We start from the raw sequence: 17,387 nt of genomic DNA, 5'->3' as shown, positions 1-17,387 counted from the left end.
GACTCAGCCCTTCTTCATGGTGTCGGTGGTGCCGAGGCCGGCGATGCCCTGGCCGTCGACGATCATCTGGGCGAGGTCAAGCTTGCCGCGCTCGGCGGGGAACGCCTGGACGAGGCCCATGGTGGTGTCGCGCACGGCGCGGCCGATCTCGTTGCCCATGAGGGCACCGGAGGTGCCGCACATCTTCAGGGCGATGGTGGCGACCTCGTGGGCGTGCTCGGTGATGGCGCCCTTGGCGAGCTTCCAGGACTGCACGACCTCGTTCTTGGGGAGGATCGGCGGCTCGGAGGCCTCGAGCAGGACCTGGCGGTTCAGCCAGAGGTGCGCCTCGGCGAGGTGGCGCTCACCGTTGCCGATCATCACCTGGTGCATCGGGGAGGAAGCGATCGGCTTGCCGGTGTCGGCGAACTTGGCGCCCATGACGCGGCCCATCGCGAAGTCCCACACACCCTGGGCGATACCGGCGTAGATCGCGGCGATGGCGATCTGGTTGCCGACCCACGAGCCGCGCGACATGGTGGTCGCACGCGAGAAGCCACCGGGCACGGCGAGCGCGAGGTCGTCGGGGACGAAGGCGTTCTCCATGATCAGGCCGTGGTTGTCGGAGGCACGCATGCCGAGGCCGATCCACGGGTCACGCGGGCGGGCACCGACGGTGTCCTTGTGCACGAGGAAGAGGGTGAGGGCGTCGAGGCCCTCGATGTCGTCGCGGCGGGCGGTGACCAGGTAGTAGTCGGCCGAGCCGGAGAGGCAACCGAACGACTTCATGCCGTTGAGCAGCCAGCCACCCTCGGTGCGGGTCGCGGTGGTCTGGATGAGGACGTTGGCGTTGGACGCCTTGACTGCCTCGGAGGCGAAGTTGCCGACGGCCTTCTTCTCGGTGCCCATGAGGTTGAGCACCTTCTCGGCGAAGGCGCGGACCTGCGGCGCCTCCTCCTCGTTGTACAGGCCGGCCTCGAGGGCGGCCAGCGGCAGCATGCCGCGCGAGGACGAGGAGCAGTGGAAGAAGAACGCCAGGGCAGTGGAACCGCAGACGGTGCCCAGCGCGTAGGTGGTGGCGGCGAGGTCACGCAGACCTCCGCCGAGGCCACCGAACTCCTCGGGCACGACGAGGCCGAGCAGGCCGGCCTCGGCGAGGGCGTCGAGGGTGCTCTGCGGGAGGGCACCCTTCTCGTCGGCTTCCTGGGCGGACGCCTTGATGATCGGCAGGACCGACTCGACGCGCTCCATGCGGGCGCGCTCGGCGGGGGTCAGGTCGGGGAAGAGACGCTCGGCGGTCAGCTTCTGGGTCATCCTGCAGCTCCTACGGTCGGAATGTCGGGGGTGGTCTCGATGGTGCTCAGGCGCTCGGCCAGGGCCGTGATGGCCTTTCCGTCGACGGTGGAGTCCACGTCGAGGGTGCCGAGCAGGCGGATCAGGTCCTCGACGGCTGCGGAGTCGTGCAGTCCTTCGAGGGCGGTGTCGAAGTCGCGGGCGCCGCTCTTGAGAGCGGTCAGGCCCTTGACCAGGCCCAGACGGTCGCTGCCGTCGAGGCGGATCCGGAAGGCGGTGGGACGTGCCATCGGCACAATCTCCTGCAGGAGGTTGCGGACCTCGATGGCAGTGGCCGCACCGGCGGTGTCGGGCAGGCAGATCTCCTTGACGCCAGCAGCCTTGAGCTGCTCGACGGCGGTGACCACCTCGACGTGGCGTGCCTCGGAGAAGGGGTTGACGAACTCCACGGCGCTCTGGGCAGCGATGCCGTCCAGCTGGGCCACCAGCGCGGCGACGGCCGTGCGGTCGGCGGGATCGACGACGAACTCGACCAGTCCGGCTCCGGCCGCGAGGGCCAGGTCTGCCTGGGCGCGGTCGGCCACGGCGACGGTGGTGCAAGCGCGGTCGGCGGGCCACGGGACGTTGCCCAGGATGCCGTCGACGTCAATGCCGCCGGTCAGGTCGGCGACGCGAAGGCGAACACCGGCCGCGGTCGCCTCGGCGACAGCGGTGGGCACCTCGGCCGCGAGGCCGCTGCGCTGCAGCAGGCCGACGAGCGCGGAGTCGGAGACGGTCGCGACGTCGGGGAGGACGTCGGCGAACTGACCCCAGCCACGCGAGTGGTAGAGCAGCGGGGCGGCGCGGCGGGCATTGTGCGCAGCGACGACCTCACCGACGAAGATCGTGTGGTCGCCGCCCTCGTACTCGTGCACGACGCGGCAGTCGACCCAGCCGAGGGCGGAGTCGAGCAGGGAGACGCCGGTCTCGGCGATCGTCCACTCCTCCCCCTCGAAACGGTCTTCGGAGGGCACCATGCCGGCGAAGCGGCGGGCCACCTCCATCTGGTCCTTGGCCAGGAAGTTCACGCCGAACACGCCGGACTCGGAGATGAGCTTGTGCGTGTACAGGGTCTTCACCAGGCAGATGGACACCAGGGGCGGTTCAGCGCTCACACTCGAGAACGAACTCGCGGTCATGCCCTTGCGCTCGCCGTCGGCGTCAAGAGTGGTCACGATGGTCACGCCGCTGGGCCACTGGGCCATCACGTTCCGGAATGTTGCCGGATCAACCATGGGGCACCTCCTATCTGGATAGAAGAATATACGATATCCGTTCTCTCGGCACCCACTCCCCGGAACTTCTTCGGGGCGATACAAGGGGCTGCATACATATATGATCCTCAGGACTGCCCGTACTCGACCCCGGAGATGACACCGCCGATGAGCCCACGCACCGATTCACGAGTGCGATCGATCAGCCACCGTTCGCTGGTCGACCGTGTCACCGAGGAACTGCACCGCTCGATCCTGAACGGTGACATCGCTCCCGGGTCGACGGTGAGCATCGTCGAACTCTGCAAGGAGTTCGACGTCAGCCACATCCCCGTGCGCGAGGCGCTGCGTCGCCTCGAGAGCGAAGGGGTCGTCTCGCTGCGCCCCGGTCGCTCGGCCGTCGTCGCATCGCTGTCGAAGGACGACCTGGTCAACATCTACGCGATGCGCCGCCTGGTCGAGGGCGCCCTCGTCCTGAAGGCCGTCCCGTTCATCGACGCCCAGTCGATCGCCGACGCCGAGGCCGCGATGGACGAGTACCGCACCGTCGAGCGCGAGGCCTCCCGCCTGGCCGAAGTGCACCACGCGTTCCACTTCGCGTTCCTCGAGAACGCCCTGGGCTCGGCCGACCGCCGCGTCCTGGAACTGCTGTGGACCTCCTCGGACCGCTACCTGCACCTGTTGCTGCGCGACATCGACCGCGGCCCCGAGCGCACGAAGTCCCGCATCCACGAGCACCAGACCATCCTCGACCTGGCCAAGGCCGGCAAGGTCGACGAGCTGCGTGACGCCTGGATCGCCCACCTCGACTCCTCCGAGACGGCCCTGGTCGCCGCACTCGAGGCCCGCGAGGCGGTCAAGGAGGCCTGACCTCCTCCCCCGCGCCTCACCACCAGACGTACGACGAAGGCCCGCTCCCCGTAGGGAGCGGGCCTTCGTCGACTCAGGCGCGCCGGGCGTCGGTCGCGATCAGGCGATCGGACGCACGATGGAGTCAGCCAGGTACCAGGGACGACCGTCGACGACGTCGGTGCCCTTGGAGACGAAGCGGTTGGTGGCGCACGCAGGACGCAGGGTCGCGCGCACCAGCGGGGCGTCCACGATGATCGGCTCGGGGCGCGAGATCACACCGTCGAACGGGCGCTCCCAGTCCGATCCCCACAGGGTGAAGTTCGGGGAGAGCGGGACCACGATGCCGCCAGGGACGCCTGCGTCACCGTCGACGACCGCGCGGCCGCCGGCGACGAGGTTGACGCGGTTCTCCGCGGCACGCTCCAACAGCAGCGGGTCGAGATCGACGCCGGCCTCGACGGTGAACGGAGCAGCGACGACGTCGGCGTCCTTGAGCGCGACGAGGCGGTAGGCCTCGGGGTAGAGGTTGTCGTCGCCGACGAGCACGCCGAGGCGACCGAACGGAGCCTCGACGATGATGACCTCGTTGCCCAGCTCGGTGACCCAACCTGCGTGTCGCTCCGAGCGGTGCAGCTGGACCTGACGGCCCACGACACCGTCGGCGCCGATCACGAGACCGACGTGCTGACCACCGTCGACCACCGAGGTGACCACGAGGGTCTCGGTGCCGGCGAGCTTGGCGGCGATGGCCTCGGGAGCCAGACGCTCGTCGACTGCGCCGGTCGCGAGCCCACCCTCGTGAGCGGCGAGTTCGGGCAGGACGACCAGGCCGGGCGCACCGACGAGGGCCTCGTCGAGCAGGTCCGCGATGGACTCACCGGCACGCGGGGTGACGGCGACGGCCTCGACCGTGGCAGCGCCGGCGCCGTGCTGGCGCCCCTTGGGCTCCTCGGCGATCGGGCCGTAGAGGTCGGGGCGACGCGAGGCGAACACGTCGGTGCCGTCCTTGCGCTTCTTGTCGAGCGCGAGGTCGACGTCGATGTCGGCCCAGACGACAGCCTCACCCTTGGTCGGGGCGATCGCGACGACGGTGCCGTCGGGGGCTACGATCTGCGCCTCACCGACACCGTGCAGACGCTCCACCGGGACTCCGAGCTTCTCGGAGACAGCGTGGATGGAGTGCTCGGGAACCAGCGGTCCGACCTTGTTGGCAGCGACGATCCAGACCTTGTTCTCCACCGCGCGCACGGGCACGTGCAGGGTGGCCTCATCCAGGGCGAACGAGTTGATGGAGTTGAGCAGGACGGTGCCGCCGTCAAGAGCCAGCATGCGCGGGGTCTCGTTGATGACGCCGTCCATGCAGGAGTACAGGCCGAAGGTGGCGACGTCGGTCTCGACCAACGGGGCACGGTCGACGGCGCCCTCGAAGTGGTCACGCTCGGAGCCCATGAGGACCTGCTTGTCGGAGACCGAGAGGATCTCGCCCTCGGGCGCGAACAGCACGTTGGAGCCCGACAGGCGTCCCCCTTCGCGCTTCAGGGTCACGTTCACCATCAGGTAGATGGCGTGCTCCTTGGCCTTGGCGCCGACGGCGGCGAGCCAGGGGCCGTCCAGGGTGAGGGCCTTGGAGGCCGAGTGCTCACGACCCGAGTACCACGAGACGTGGTTGCTGAACTCAGGGAGCACGACGACCTTGGCGCCGGTGGCAGCAGCCTCGTCCGTCATCCGCAGGACGGTGGCGAGGTTCTCCTCGACGTCCTCGGTGACTGCGAGCTGAACAGCGGCAACGCGAAGCGACACAACGACTCCTATATATCCGATACGATCTGTATCAATCTTGCCACAGCGCAGACCCCCAGATCACCAGACGTCGGAAAGAGGCTCCATGACCAAGGACGTGTCCCCACCCCCAGTGACGAGCTCCGCCACCTCCAGCACGGAACCCTCCGCCCTGCTGGAGATGAAGGTCTACGCCAAGAAGGACCCCGTCGTCGTCAACACCTCCAAGGCCGCGCCCTTCGGCTGGTGGCCCGCGATCGTCATCGCCCTGGTCGCCTTCATCGACCGGGTCGAGATCAACCTGATCGCAGGAGCCCTGCCCGCGATCATCGACCACTTCGAGATCTCCAAGACCGCAGCAGGCGCGATCCCCACGGCTGCCTCCATCGCCGGCGCGATCCTGGTGCTCCCCGCCGGACGCATCGCCGACCGCGCACCGCGCGTGGTGACCATCGCGCTCGTCGTGCTGGCCTGGGCACTGCTCTCCATCGCCAGCGGCCTGGCGATGTCGTTCCTCATGTTCTTCATGGTCCGAGTGCTGATCGGTGGCGCGGGCCAGCTCTACAACCCGCCGGCCTCGTCCCTGATCGCGGACTACTACCCGGCCAAGAGCCGCGCCAGCGCCTACGGCTTCGAGCGTGCCGGCTACTACATGGGTCTGCCCGCCGGCGTGATCCTCGGTGGCATCGTCGCCGAGGCCTTCGACTGGCGCACCGTCTTCTTCCTGGCCGCCGTCCCTGGCCTGCTGATCGCCGCTCTCGTGCTGACGCTGCGTGAGCCGCTGCGCGGCACCGGCGACCGCATCGACCGCCACCTGGCCGGCAACGTCGAGGGCTCCAAGGCTGAGCACGTCACCGACACCCGCGGCATCATCGAGCAGACCAAGGAACTCCTGCAGATCCCGACCCTGCGCGGCGTCACCATCGCCCTGGCCTGCCTCTCCTTCGGCGTCGCGGGCCTCTTCTACTGGATGCCCACCTTCCTCACCGAGGTCGAGGGCGTCGCGGACGACACGGGCGCGACCCTCTCGGGTGCCGTGGGCGGCACCGGCATCGTGATCGGCATCCTCATCGGATCGATCCTCGGCAACAAGTACCACGGCGTCCGTCCGGGTTGGCGGATCGTGGTCTCCGTCTGGGGACTGCTCGTCGGTGCCCTCGGCCTCACCGGCACGGTGCTCCTGCCCGGCATCGAGATCCGCTCGGCGATGATCGCGCTGGCCTGCGTCGGCTTCGCAGCCGCCATGCCCAACATGACCTCCGCGAACGCCGACGTGCTCCCGGCCAACGGTCGCGGCATGGGCTTCGCGATGCTGACCTTCCTGGTGACCCTCGGAGGCTCGTTCGGCCCCCTCCTGATCGGCATCGCGGCCGACATCGTCACCCTGCAGTACGCCATGTTCATGCTGCTGCCGCCGCTGTTCCTGTGCATCTGGGTCGCACTCAAGATCCGCAGCACCTACGACGAGGACGCCGCCAAGGCTCTCGCCTCCGGTGGCGGCGCCGCGTTGGACGCCCCCGTCGGTCACTGACCAGCAGGCTCCACCCAGCACGGACGACAGAAGGGCCCCGCCGATGCGGCGGGGCCCTTCTGCATGGATCAGGAACGCGGGAGGATGCGGAGCAGCACCGGGCCCTCGACCTCGGGCGGGATGCCGCCACGCGGCACGAAGGCGTAGCGCTGGGCGTCGAGCCAGATGATCTCGGCGTCGTCCTCGAGCCCGTCCTCGGGCAGGCCGGAGCGCAGCTCGAGATGACCGACGAGTCCGTCGACGGCCTCACGCACGACGCGCGCCTCCTCACCGGCAGCACCGATCTCGACGACGCTGACGGAGCCGGAAGTCTGGGCGTCGCCGTCCTCCCAGCCGCCACCGGGGCCGGTGTAGAAGACGACCGCACGGGTGACGTCCTCGGCGCTGGTCGCGGAGCGCAGGGCACGCGGCGTGGTCACCATCACCTGTCCGGGCACGACGCGCTCGGAGCTCATCGCGAATGCACCCGAGACCGGGACGAGTTCTTCACCGGCGGGCTGAGTGCCGGCACCGGGGCGGCTCCAACCGGCGGGGTACTCGACCAGGACGGTGCGGGTGCCGCGCTGCAGGTCGACGTGCAGCGGATACATGCGGACACTGGTCTCGGCGCCCGCGACGGTGGCCTCCAGCCATTCGTGCTGGGTGCTGGCGAGGTCGACGATGCTCATGGTTCTGCTCCTGCGATGCGTGGGATCCACGTCGGCGTGGACTCACCCATTTTCTCCGACGTACTGCCCCACCACAGCATCGGGTGGGCGGCGCAGGCGACTGCCAGACGCAACTGTGGGATTGATGCCACCGACACGGCGTGTCGGGGCATCAATCCCACAGTTGCGGAACGCGGGGCCGCTCGCGATGGAACGGCCCCGGCATTGCCTCAGTCCAGGACGCGCACCAGGGCGGGCCCGGCAACCGGCGGAACGGTCTGACCCGCCGCGACCTTCGCGTACGACGCGGACTCGAACCAGACGACCTCGACGTCGGTGTCGAACACCTTGCCGGAGACGAACGCGTCGAACTCGACGCGTCCGTGCAAACCCTCGACGGGCTCGCGGACGAAACCGTCGCCCACCTCGGTCAGGGTCACGGTGCCGGCGACGAGCTCGTCGCCCTCGACCCAGCCACCACCTGCGCCGGTGAACCAGACCACAGCACGGGTGCCGACGGCGGTGAAGGTGTTCGAGCGCAGGGCGCGCGGGGTCACGTGCAAGAAGCGACCAGGCGCTGCTTCGTTGCCCGAGAGCGTCAGCGCTCCGCGCACGACCACGAGTTCCTCGCCCGCAGGCTGGGTGCCGGTGGCCTCACGACGCCAACCGTCGGGGAAGGCCACCAGGACCGAGCGGATGCCCCGGGCCTCGTCGACGTTGAGCATCGACATCCGCACCTTGCCGGGGGCACCGGCGATGGCGGCCTCGACGAAGGTGAGGTCCTCGGAGAGCAGGTCGACGACGCTCATCACGCCTCCTTGGCGGCCGCGAACGCGGCGAATCGTGCCAGCACCTCGGCCTCGTCGACGACGTCGGCGTACTTGGCGTTGAGGTCGAAGAGGTTCTGGTCGTTGGTGGCGGGCTCGCGGTCACCGCAGGCCTCACGCACGACCTGCGGACGGAACCCGTTCTGCAGGGCGTCGAGGGCGGTCGCGCGGACACAGCCCGACGTCGAGAACCCGAAGATGTACGGGGTGTCGACGCCCATGGCACGCAGCGTGGAGGCCAGTGAGGTGCCGAAGAAGCCGGACGCGTACTGCTTGTCCACGACGACCTCACCGGCCTGCGGGACGGGACCCTCGGCGGGGTAGTCACCGAGCGGGTTGCCGATCTCGAAGACCTTGAGGCTCGGCACCTTCTTGGCGAAGAAGCCGGCGTCGGCCAGACCCGGCTGCAGCACCACGCGGGTGAACAGCACCGGCACACCGGCGGCGCGGGCCGCTTCGACGACGCGCTGCGAGGAGGCACGGGCAGCCTCGAAACGACCGTTGGCGTCCGAGAGCGGCGAGGCCGGGTCGAGGTAGGCGCGGCAGACGTCGATGACGATCACTGCAGGACTGCCGCCGGCTCCCAGGTGTCCCTGGAAACCGGCGGCAGCGCTGTCAGCGACCTTGCTCTGCGCGTCGGCAGTGGGCGAGGTCGTCTCAGTCATGGATCAGATGATTCCGCGCTCGGCGAGGCCCGCGCGCTCCTCGGCCGAGAGGCCGAGCAGTTCGCCGTAGACCTGGTCGTTGAACTGACCCAGGTCGGCGCCGGTCCAACGGATCGACCCGGGAGTGGCCGACAGCTTGGGCACGACGTTCTGCATCTTGAGGGTGCCGAAGCTCTGGTCCGGGACCTCGACGATGGAGTCGCGGGCCTTGAACTGCTCGTCCTCGAGCATGTCGGCGGCCTTGTAGATGCGACCGGCGGGAACACCACCGGCGTCCATCATGTCGAGGAGGTCCTCGGCGTCGATGGTGGCGGTCCACTCCGAGATCAGCTCGTCGAGGTGGACCTGGTCCTTGCCGCGACCGACGTGGGTCGAGTAGGCGTGACCGGACTCGGACCACTCGGGCTTGCCCATCATCGCGAAGAGACGCGAGGAGACGGAGTCCTGGTTGGCTGCGATCAGGACGAGCTGGCCGTCCTTGGTCGGGTACACGTTGGAGGGGGCGACGTTGGGCAGGATCGCGCCGGTGCGCTCACGCTGGTATCCGGCCTGGTCCCACTCGGTGACGAGGGACTCCATCATCGCGAGCACGGACTCGTAGATGGAGGCGTCCACCACCTGGCCCTCGCCGGTGCGGCGACGGTGCTCGAGCGCGGAGAGGGCACCGACGGTGGCGTGCATGGCGGCGAGGGAGTCACCGATGGAGATGCCGGCGCGCGAGGGCTGGCGGTCGGGGTCACCCAGGACGTAACGCAGGCCACCCATGGCCTCGCCGATCGAGCCGTAACCGGCGCGGGAGGCGTAGGGACCGGTCTGGCCGTAGCCGGTGACGCGGACCAGGATGATGCCGGGGTTGATCTCGCGGAGGCGCTCGTAGGAGAGGTTCCACTTCTCGAAGGTTCCGGCGCGGAAGTTCTCGACGATGATGTCGGACTCGGCGACCAGCTTCAGGAAGATCTCCTGGCCCTCCTCCTCGCGGAGGTTGAGGGTCACGGTGCGCTTGTTGCGACCGACCACGGGCCACCACAGGGACTTGCCGTCAGTGCGTCCCCACTGACGCATCGGGTCACCCATGCCGGGCGCCTCGACCTTGATCACGTCGGCACCCTGGTCGGCCATGAGGGTGGCAGCGAAGGGGCCGGCCAGCAGCTGACCGGTCTCCAGGACACGAATGCCGGCCAGCGGGCCAGCCGAAGGGGAGGAAGTCGTCATACCCGGAATCATATATCCGATATCATGACGCTGCACGCGTTGACTCCCAAGTGGACAGGACCCCCGCCATGACCTCTGACGTCACTGGAACCAGCACGACCCCCGTCGTGGAGATCGTAGAGGTCGCCCCGCGCGACGGTCTCCAGAACGAGAAGAAGGTCCTCCCCACCGAGATCAAGGCCGAGCTGGTCCGCCGCTCCCTCGACGCCGGCCTGCGTCGCATCGAGGTCACCGCCTTCGCCCGCCCGGACCGCGTCCCCCAGATGGCCGACGCCGAGGCGCTGCTCGCCGAGGTCACCTCCGACGAGCGCCTGACCTCGATCGGTCTCGTCCTCAACCGCAAGGGCCTGGACCGCGCCGTCGCCGCCGGCTGCGACGAGATCACCGCCGTCGTCGTCGCCTCCGACGGCCTCGCCCTCAAGAACCAGGGCGTCGACACCCGCGCCCAGATCGAGGCGTGGCACCAGATCGCCGCCGACGCCAAGCAGGCCGGCGTGAAGGCCAGCGTCATCATCGCAGCGTCCTTCGGCTGCCCCTTCGACGGCGAGGTCTCCACCGAGCGCGTCCTCGAGGTCGCCAAGGGCTGCCTCGACGGTGGCCCGGACGAGCTCGCGATCGCCGACACCATCGGCGTCGGCGTCCCGGCCCAGGTCCGCGCGATCGTCTCCGGCATCCGCGCCATCGACGGCGAGATCCCGCTGCGCGCCCACTTCCACAACACCCGCAACACCGGCTACGCCAACGCCCTGGCTGCGGTCGAGTCCGGCGTGACCGTGCTCGACGCCTCCACCGGCGGCATCGGCGGCTGCCCGTTCGCACCCGGCGCCACCGGCAACATCGGCACCGAGGACCTGCTCTACCTGCTCGACAAGTCCGGCGTCGCGACCTCCACCGCGATCGACGCCGCCCAGGTCGCCGCCACCGGCACCTGGATCGCGAAGGAACTGGGCCTGGCCCAGGCTCCGGCCATGCTCGGCCGCGCCGGCTGGTTCCCCGCCCTCTGAGCCGCGCGCTCCGAGACCACACCCGAGACCCAGGAGACATTTCGATGACCCTCACCCCCGGAGGTGCCCCGCTCAACATCGCGGCCGGCATCCGTGAGTTCGCCGAGGCGACGCCCACCCGCACCGCAGTGATCGACGGCGAGCGCACCCTGACGTTCGCCGAGGTCGGCGAGCGTTCCAGCCGCCTGGCCAACCACCTGCTCGACTCCGGCCTGGTCGTCGGCGAGCGCGTCGCGGTGCTGCTCGGCAACCGCCTGGAGTACCCCGAGATCGCAGCCGGCATCGCCAAGGCCGGTCTTGTGATGGTGCCGCTCAACCCGCGCCTGACCCCGGCCGAGGCCCGCTACATCGTCGAGCACTCCGCCTCGAAGTACGTGGTCCTGGACGACGCCCTCTCCCCCATCGTCGCCGACACCGTCGCCGACCTGGGCCTGGGTGCGCTCTCGATCGACGCCACCACGATCGGCTCCGCCTACGAGGACGCCCTGGCAGCAGCCAGCGACGTCGACCCGTTCGTCGCCGTCGGTGAGCAGGACCCGTTCTGCATCACCTACACCTCGGGCACGACCGGCAAGCCCAAGGGCGTGCTGATCTCGCACCGCTCGCGCGTGCTGACCTTCTACATGTCGGCCCTCGAATACGGCCTCGGCGCGGGTCGCACCTCCGCTGCTGTCGCCCCGATGTACCACGGCGCCGGCTTCGCCTTCGGTTACGCACCGGTCTTCACCGGTGGCACCGTGACGATGCTGCGCAAGTGGAACCCGGCCGGCTTCCTTGACCTGATCGCCAAGGACAAGGTGCAGTCGGCCTTCCTGGTGCCGACGATGGCCCAGGGCATCCGCTCCCTCGGCGCCGAGGCGCTCACCTCCCGCGACCTCTCCAGCCTCGACACCCTCTACTTCAACGCCGCGGCCCTGCCGACGGCACTGAAGGACTGGGTCATGGACTCGTTCCCCACCGTCGGCGTCCACGAGCTGTACGGATCCACCGAGTCCGGCGTGATCACCAACCTGCGCCCGGTGCACATGCGCGCCAAGCCCGGTTCGGTCGGACACGCCTGGTACATGACCGAGATCCGGATCGTCGACGAGGAGGGCAACGAGGTTCCGCCGAACACGCCCGGCGAACTGTTCAGCCGCTCCCCGTTCCTGATGAACGGCTACCTCGACAACCCCGAGGCCACCGCCGAGTGCACCACCGCCGACGGTTTCGTGACGTGCGGTGACATCGCCGTGCGTGACGAGCAGGGCTTCATCTCGATCGTGGACCGCAAGAAGGACCTGATCATCTCCGGCGGCACCAACGTCTACCCGCGCGAGATCGAGGAGGTGCTCGCCAAGCACCCCGAGGTCGTGGAGTCCGCCGTCGTCGGCGAGCCGGACGAGCAGTGGGGCGAGACCGTCGTCGCGCACGTGGTTCTCACCCCGGGCGCCAGCCTGGACGTGGAGAAGATCGAGGAGCACTGCCGCACCGAGCTGGCGGGGTACAAGATCCCGCGCCGCTGGTACGCCACCCCCGAGCTGCCCCGCAATGCCGGCGGCAAGATCGTCAAGCGCGACCTCAAGCCCCCGACGGCCTGAGTCCGGTCACTTCGCTCGAGGCCCCGTCCGGAACCGCGGACGGGGCCTCGAGCGATTTTTCTCTTACTTGGCGAGACACAATGCATCGAAAGCACTTGACTGGACAACTTGTACCGATAAGATGTGATCACTGACTTACCGGCGTCCTCGGACGCCCTGAGAACTTCGGAGGGCCCGTGCGACCCCATGTTGAGTTGATCCAGGAGAACGACTACGTCTGGCACGCCGCTGAGCTGCCCGGCGGCGAGGGCCGCGCTTCCGAGCGTCGCCTCTCGGTGGACGAGGAGGACGGTTCGTCCTCGCTCCGCGTCGACTTCCACACCGACTGGGGCCGCGGCCCCGGTATCCACCACGCCAACACCGAGTACTACGTGCTCGAGGGCGAGATCAACTACGGCGGCCAGAAGATCGGCAAGGGCGGCTACGTCTACGCACCCAAGGGTGTGCCGGCCGACTACATCAAGATCGCCGAAGGCACCAAGATCCTGAAGTACAGCGAGTACGGCGACGCCGGCTTCGACCCGCTGGACAAGGTCGAGGGCGCTCCGCGCTGGGCCGACGCCCGCGAGGACGTCATCGTCATCGACTCCGAGGCCATGAAGTGGGACGCCGTTCCCAACCCGGGCCCCATGCCGGGTCTCTTCATCAAGTACCTCCACGTCGACCCGGTCACCGGCTTCTACACCCGCCTGGTCCACGCCCAGGAGGGCTGGAGCGACCACCGCCTCGCGCACCACCCGTGCTACGAGGAGGCGTACACCACCCAGGGCCACATGGAGTACAACTTCGGCACCCTGGACCTGGGCACCTACTTCTTCCGCCCGGCCCGCGTGAAGCACGGCCACTTCACCACCATGGAGGGTGGCGCCACCTGGCTGCTGCGCTCGGACGGTGAGCTCAAGAACTGGTACACCCAGAACGAGTGGGTCCGTTGGGGCGGCGACGCCGTCAACTACGGCCCCGAGGGTGTCCAGGAGCAGCCGCACCCGGCCATCCGTCACTCGCACTCCACGCACGACATGGCTGAGCCGTGGCGTACGGAGGAGGACATGCGTCAGATGAACGCCTCGTGGCAGTTCCAGATCGACCAGGGCCAGCAGAACACCCCGGTCAAGCACCAGGGCACCGGCAACGACCCGTCGATCATCGCCATGATGAAGGCGATGGACGCGGCCAACCTCCAGGGCGGCCACAGCGACGACCACGGTCACTCGCACGACCACGACCACTCGCACGACCACGAGCACGGTCACGAGCACTCGCACGACGACGAGGCTGCCACCGAGCAGCGCGAGGTCATCAACCTCAACTGGGGCTGGGCCGGTCGCGACACCGAGCACAAGCACGACCGCACGGCCGACGACGCCCACAACTGGGGTCGCAAGGTCGAGTGGAAGGACGGCGACCCCGTCCCCGCGCCCATCATCTCCTCCCTGCCCGTCCGCAGCCGCTCGCGCGGCCGCTGGGACGGCGACGGAATGTGATCAGGAGTCTCTGAGTGATCCTCCCCCTGCTCTCCGAAGCAGCGTTCGCGGCGACCGAGGTTTCCTCGGTCGCCGCTGGCGACTCTGCTGTCGTCCACGGTTTCTCCATGTTCACCGTGGCGATCATCCTTCACATCGTCCTCTTCGTGTACTGGCTCGGTGGAGACCTCGGCGTCTTCTACTCGTCCCGGTTCCTCATGAAGAAGGAGTACCAGCCCGAGACCCGCATGATCGCTGCCAAGATCATGATGGGTTGCGACATGGCCCCCCGTTTCTCGCTGATCCTCTTCGGAGCCAGCGGTGTGACGCTCATGTACTTCGGGCCGCTCGGTGACAAGTCGTTCCTCACCTGGTGGATGGTCGTCCTGGCCTGGGTCGCGACCCTGGTCTGGGTCTTCCTCTCCCTGCAGGAGGCCCGCACCAGCGGGAAGGCCTCGCACCACTTCTTCCACACCGGTGACCTCGTGATCCGCTACATCGCCTCGGCGCTGCTGGTGGTCATGGGTCTCTACACGATCATCGCCAGTGAGCCGTTCGGCGTGGACACCAACCCGAAGTGGCTGGGCCTCAAGGTCGCCTTCTACGGCGCCTCGATCTTCTGCGGCATCATGATCCGCCGCGCGCTGGTGCCGTTCGGCCCGTCGTTCGGTCGCCTGATGACCGAGGGCTCCTCGCCCGAGGTCGAGGACGGCATCACCGGCTCGATCAAGCGTTCCGAGCCGTGGGTCTACGCGATCTGGTTCTTCGTCCTGGCTGCCGCCGTTCTCGGCGTCATCAAGCCCGGCTACGTCGGCTGATCGCGGCTGTACTGATCATCACCGCACCGCACTCACCTGGGTTGCCCACCGCAGGTTGAAACCACACAGGGCCCCGGATCCTTGAGGATCCGGGGCCCTGTGTCATTGCGCCGGCATGTCAGCGCGGGTGCCCAGCCTGGCGGTGCCGTCAGGCACAGGTGGACAGCACGCGGGTGATCGCGGCCTTCTCCGACTTCGTCACCCAGAGCTCGTACTTGGCCTTCACCTGAACCTGGTGGGACACGTAGGCGCAGCGGTACTTCTTGTTGTCCGGCAGCCACGTGGCGGCGTCGGAGTCCCCCTTCGCACGGTTGGACGAGGGGTCGGCCGCGAACAGGTTGAGCGGGTCGTTGGCGAACGCTGCGCGGCGCTCGGAGGGCCACTTCGCCGCACCCTTCTGCCAGGCGTCGGAGAGCGGTACGACGTGCTCGATGTCGAGGTGCCCCGCGTAGTCGCCCCGGGGCGTGAAGGCCACGTCGACGGCGCCGGTGTAGCGCTCGTAGGCCAGGACACCCGAAGTGACGGTGCAACCGCCCTTGCGCTTGACCTTGACGAGGTCACGAGCCAGGACGTCGTTGCGGGTGTCGCAGCCGTTGCCGGTCCAGCCGAACTGGCCAGCCTTGTCCGACCACTCAGGGCCGAACTTGTCCCGGTGGTAGCCCTGCGTGGAAGCACGGCCCTTGACCTTCAGGGTCTCCAACTGGCGACGAGCCTTGGCGAACGTCTTCGCGTCGCCGAGCACGGCCTTGGCCGAGGTGGGCACCTTCACCGACGCGTTGGTGCCCTTGGCTCCGCCGCCATTGCTCTTGGGGACCGCCTTCTCCCCCGCCGCGACGATCTTCTCACCCTTCTCGCCGCCCACAGCCACGACGACCTCTTCGACGCGATCACGGGCATAGGCCTCCGCCGCCTCGCGGGAGAGGTCGTCGGGGATGAGTTCGGCAGCACGGCTGCCGTACTTCGCCTCCACCCGTGCCTTCACCGCGGCAATCGCGTCGCGACGCGCGTCGGTCTCCGCGCGACGCGCTTCACCCACAGCGTCGAGGCCGGGGATCAGGAGCTCGTCAGGGAGCTGGACACCGGTGGCACGCGAGACGGCGTCGGTCAGGCCGATCGAGTTGGCCGAGGCGTACAGCGCCACGATCACCGGCAGGATGACGGCCAGTTTCACCGCCTGACGACGGCGACGGTCGAGCGCGCGGACACGGTTGCGGATGCGGCGGTACCGGGTGCGCAGGGTGGGACGACGCTTGTTCCGGAAGCTGCTCATCGGGCCTTCGCCTCCACGCGGAGACGGCAGGCGACGGTGACGAGCCCCAGGACCGCGGAGGCGACCGCGCCGACGGCGAACAGCAGGCGCCACTCGCCGGTCTCGACGAGCCCCTGGGCGAGCCAGGCGCCGAGGGCGGAGCCGAGGAACAGGCAACCCGCGAAGCAGGAGACGACGAGACCACGGCCGGGCACGTCGATCTCACTGACCCATGTCTGGAGCGCGTTGTGCAGGAACGCCCACGTGACCGCGAGGAGCACCGCAGCGATGGCGACGGTGAGCGTCGAGATGGTCATGGTCAGCACCACGCCAGCCAGGAACAACGCGACGGCGCCGATGGTGGCCGTGGTGCTCAGCGGAACGTGGCTGCCCAGGCGGGACACGATGCCGGCGACCAGCACCACGGCCACACCGAAAAGAGCCGCGACGAGGCCGGAGAGTGCAGCGCCACGTCCGGTGTCCTGCAGGGCCGTGGGAAGCAACTGCAGACCGCCCAGGACGAGCGCCCCCTCCACCAGCACCAGCGCGAGCACCAGCAGCACGGCGGGCTTGCGCAGGCCCGGCAGGGACTGGCGCAGCGAGACGACGTTGCGCGTCGCCGGCGGGGTGACGTTGCGCAGTGCCCAGGCTGCTCCCAGGGCGAGCACGGCCGGTACGACGAAGGCAGCACGCCACCCCACGTACTGACCGATGAGACCGCTCACGGCGGTCGCCGAACCGGTACCGACCGCGATGGAACGCATCAGCCCCGACAGCTCGGAGCGTCGTCGTTCTGCGGGTGCCTTGTCGGCGACGTAGGCCATGACGGTGGGCACGACGGCACCGAAGAGACCGCCGGCGAGGATGCGCAGGACCAGCAGCATCTCGACGCCGACGGAGGCGGCCGAACCGATGGCGGCCAGGGCTCCGGCGATCAACGCGAAGCGGATCACCCTCACCCGGCCGAAGCGGTCCGAGAGCGCGCCCCAGAGCGGCTGCCCGACGCCGTAGGCGATCTGGTGGCCCACCGCGAGGACGAGGAGTTCGGCCACCGGGCGGTCGAAGGCGGTCGCCAGGATCACCAGCAGCGGGATGACGACGAATCGGTCGTAGGTGGAGATCGCGGCGGCCACGTGCAGAGCTCGACGGTGCGGGAGCGGAGCGTCAGATGCAGGGGGTGGTGCGGGGACCGTGGGGGGAAGGGTCACGGGCGCTCAGGCTACGTGGAGGCGTGA

Annotated in this window: 15 protein-coding genes; 6 read left to right on the top strand and 9 right to left on the bottom strand. The window is 68.8% G+C overall.

From position 1 onward, the window contains the following. Positions 1-3 precede the first annotated feature (3 nt). A complete protein-coding gene (locus EOV43_RS07285; protein WP_128220585.1) occupies positions 4-1,293 on the bottom strand; it encodes an acyl-CoA dehydrogenase family protein in 1,290 nt (429 codons plus the stop codon). Then, positions 1,290-2,546, bottom strand: a complete 1,257-nt coding sequence (locus EOV43_RS07280; RefSeq protein ID WP_128220583.1) for a flavin reductase — start codon at positions 2,544-2,546, stop codon at positions 1,290-1,292. The genes EOV43_RS07285 and EOV43_RS07280 overlap by 4 nt, the downstream gene beginning before the upstream one ends. Positions 2,547-2,717: 171 nt before the next feature. Here EOV43_RS07280 and EOV43_RS07275 point away from each other — a divergent pair, with 171 nt between their 5' ends. Beyond that, positions 2,718-3,395 carry a GntR family transcriptional regulator gene (locus tag EOV43_RS07275; RefSeq protein ID WP_164878770.1) on the top strand — a complete coding sequence of 226 codons (678 nt, stop codon included), beginning with the start codon at positions 2,718-2,720 and terminating at the stop codon, positions 3,393-3,395. 99 nt (positions 3,396-3,494) lie between these two features. Here EOV43_RS07275 and EOV43_RS07270 read toward each other — a convergent pair whose 3' ends face one another. After that, on the bottom strand, positions 3,495-5,177 hold the full coding sequence (locus EOV43_RS07270) for a nitrilase-related carbon-nitrogen hydrolase (protein WP_206611420.1): 1,683 nt from the start codon (positions 5,175-5,177) through the stop codon (positions 3,495-3,497). A gap of 112 nt (positions 5,178-5,289) precedes the next feature. Between EOV43_RS07270 and EOV43_RS07265 the strand changes: the two genes are divergently transcribed. Beyond that, the gene (locus EOV43_RS07265; RefSeq protein ID WP_206611419.1) at positions 5,290-6,687 is read left to right on the top strand and encodes an MFS transporter; all 1,398 of its coding nucleotides are present in this window, start codon (positions 5,290-5,292) and stop codon (positions 6,685-6,687) included. Positions 6,688-6,755: 68 nt separating this feature from the next. Here the strand turns inward: EOV43_RS07265 and EOV43_RS07260 are convergent, their stop codons facing one another. From EOV43_RS07260 to EOV43_RS07245, 4 genes are all read right to left on the bottom strand, one after another. Beyond that, the gene (locus tag EOV43_RS07260) at positions 6,756-7,355 is read right to left on the bottom strand and encodes a hypothetical protein (protein WP_128220575.1); all 600 of its coding nucleotides are present in this window, start codon (positions 7,353-7,355) and stop codon (positions 6,756-6,758) included. Between the two features lie 209 nt (positions 7,356-7,564). Further along, positions 7,565-8,143: a hypothetical protein gene (locus EOV43_RS07255; RefSeq protein ID WP_128220573.1), complete on the bottom strand. Its 579-nt coding sequence runs from the start codon at positions 8,141-8,143 to the stop codon at positions 7,565-7,567. After that, on the bottom strand, positions 8,143-8,826 hold the full coding sequence (locus EOV43_RS07250; protein ID WP_128220571.1) for an isochorismatase family protein: 684 nt from the start codon (positions 8,824-8,826) through the stop codon (positions 8,143-8,145). The genes EOV43_RS07255 and EOV43_RS07250 overlap by 1 nt, the downstream gene beginning before the upstream one ends. 3 nt (positions 8,827-8,829) lie before the next feature. Further along, positions 8,830-10,038, bottom strand: a complete 1,209-nt coding sequence (locus EOV43_RS07245) for a CaiB/BaiF CoA transferase family protein (protein WP_128220569.1) — start codon at positions 10,036-10,038, stop codon at positions 8,830-8,832. 68 nt (positions 10,039-10,106) lie between these two features. Between EOV43_RS07245 and EOV43_RS07240 the strand changes: the two genes are divergently transcribed. From EOV43_RS07240 to EOV43_RS07225, 4 genes are all read left to right on the top strand, one after another. Continuing rightward, positions 10,107-11,042, top strand: coding sequence for a hydroxymethylglutaryl-CoA lyase (locus EOV43_RS07240; RefSeq protein ID WP_128220567.1), 936 nt, complete (start codon positions 10,107-10,109; stop codon positions 11,040-11,042). 44 nt (positions 11,043-11,086) lie between these two features. Further along, complete coding sequence (locus EOV43_RS07235) at positions 11,087-12,622, top strand: class I adenylate-forming enzyme family protein (RefSeq protein WP_128220565.1); 1,536 nt, start codon at positions 11,087-11,089, stop codon at positions 12,620-12,622. 176 nt (positions 12,623-12,798) lie between these two features. Then, positions 12,799-14,106: a DUF4437 domain-containing protein gene (locus EOV43_RS07230; RefSeq protein WP_128220563.1), complete on the top strand. Its 1,308-nt coding sequence runs from the start codon at positions 12,799-12,801 to the stop codon at positions 14,104-14,106. A 14-nt stretch (positions 14,107-14,120) separates the two neighbouring features. After that, the gene (locus tag EOV43_RS07225) at positions 14,121-14,903 is read left to right on the top strand and encodes a hypothetical protein (RefSeq protein ID WP_128220561.1); all 783 of its coding nucleotides are present in this window, start codon (positions 14,121-14,123) and stop codon (positions 14,901-14,903) included. 148 nt (positions 14,904-15,051) lie between these two features. On the opposite strand, the gene EOV43_RS15570 is transcribed toward EOV43_RS07225, so the two are convergent. Beyond that, positions 15,052-16,173 carry an HNH endonuclease family protein gene (locus EOV43_RS15570; RefSeq protein WP_206611418.1) on the bottom strand — a complete coding sequence of 374 codons (1,122 nt, stop codon included), beginning with the start codon at positions 16,171-16,173 and terminating at the stop codon, positions 15,052-15,054. Further along, entirely contained in the window at positions 16,170-17,360 is a 1,191-nt protein-coding gene (locus EOV43_RS07215) for an MFS transporter (RefSeq protein ID WP_128220559.1), read from the bottom strand. Before EOV43_RS07215 ends, EOV43_RS15570 begins: the two co-directional genes overlap by 4 nt. Positions 17,361-17,387: the final 27 nt, after the last annotated feature.

The organism is Nocardioides yefusunii, from assembly GCF_004014875.1.
Taxonomy (GTDB): Bacteria; Actinomycetota; Actinomycetes; order Propionibacteriales; family Nocardioidaceae; genus Nocardioides; species Nocardioides yefusunii.
This window is presented reverse-complemented; position numbering and strand designations above follow the sequence as displayed.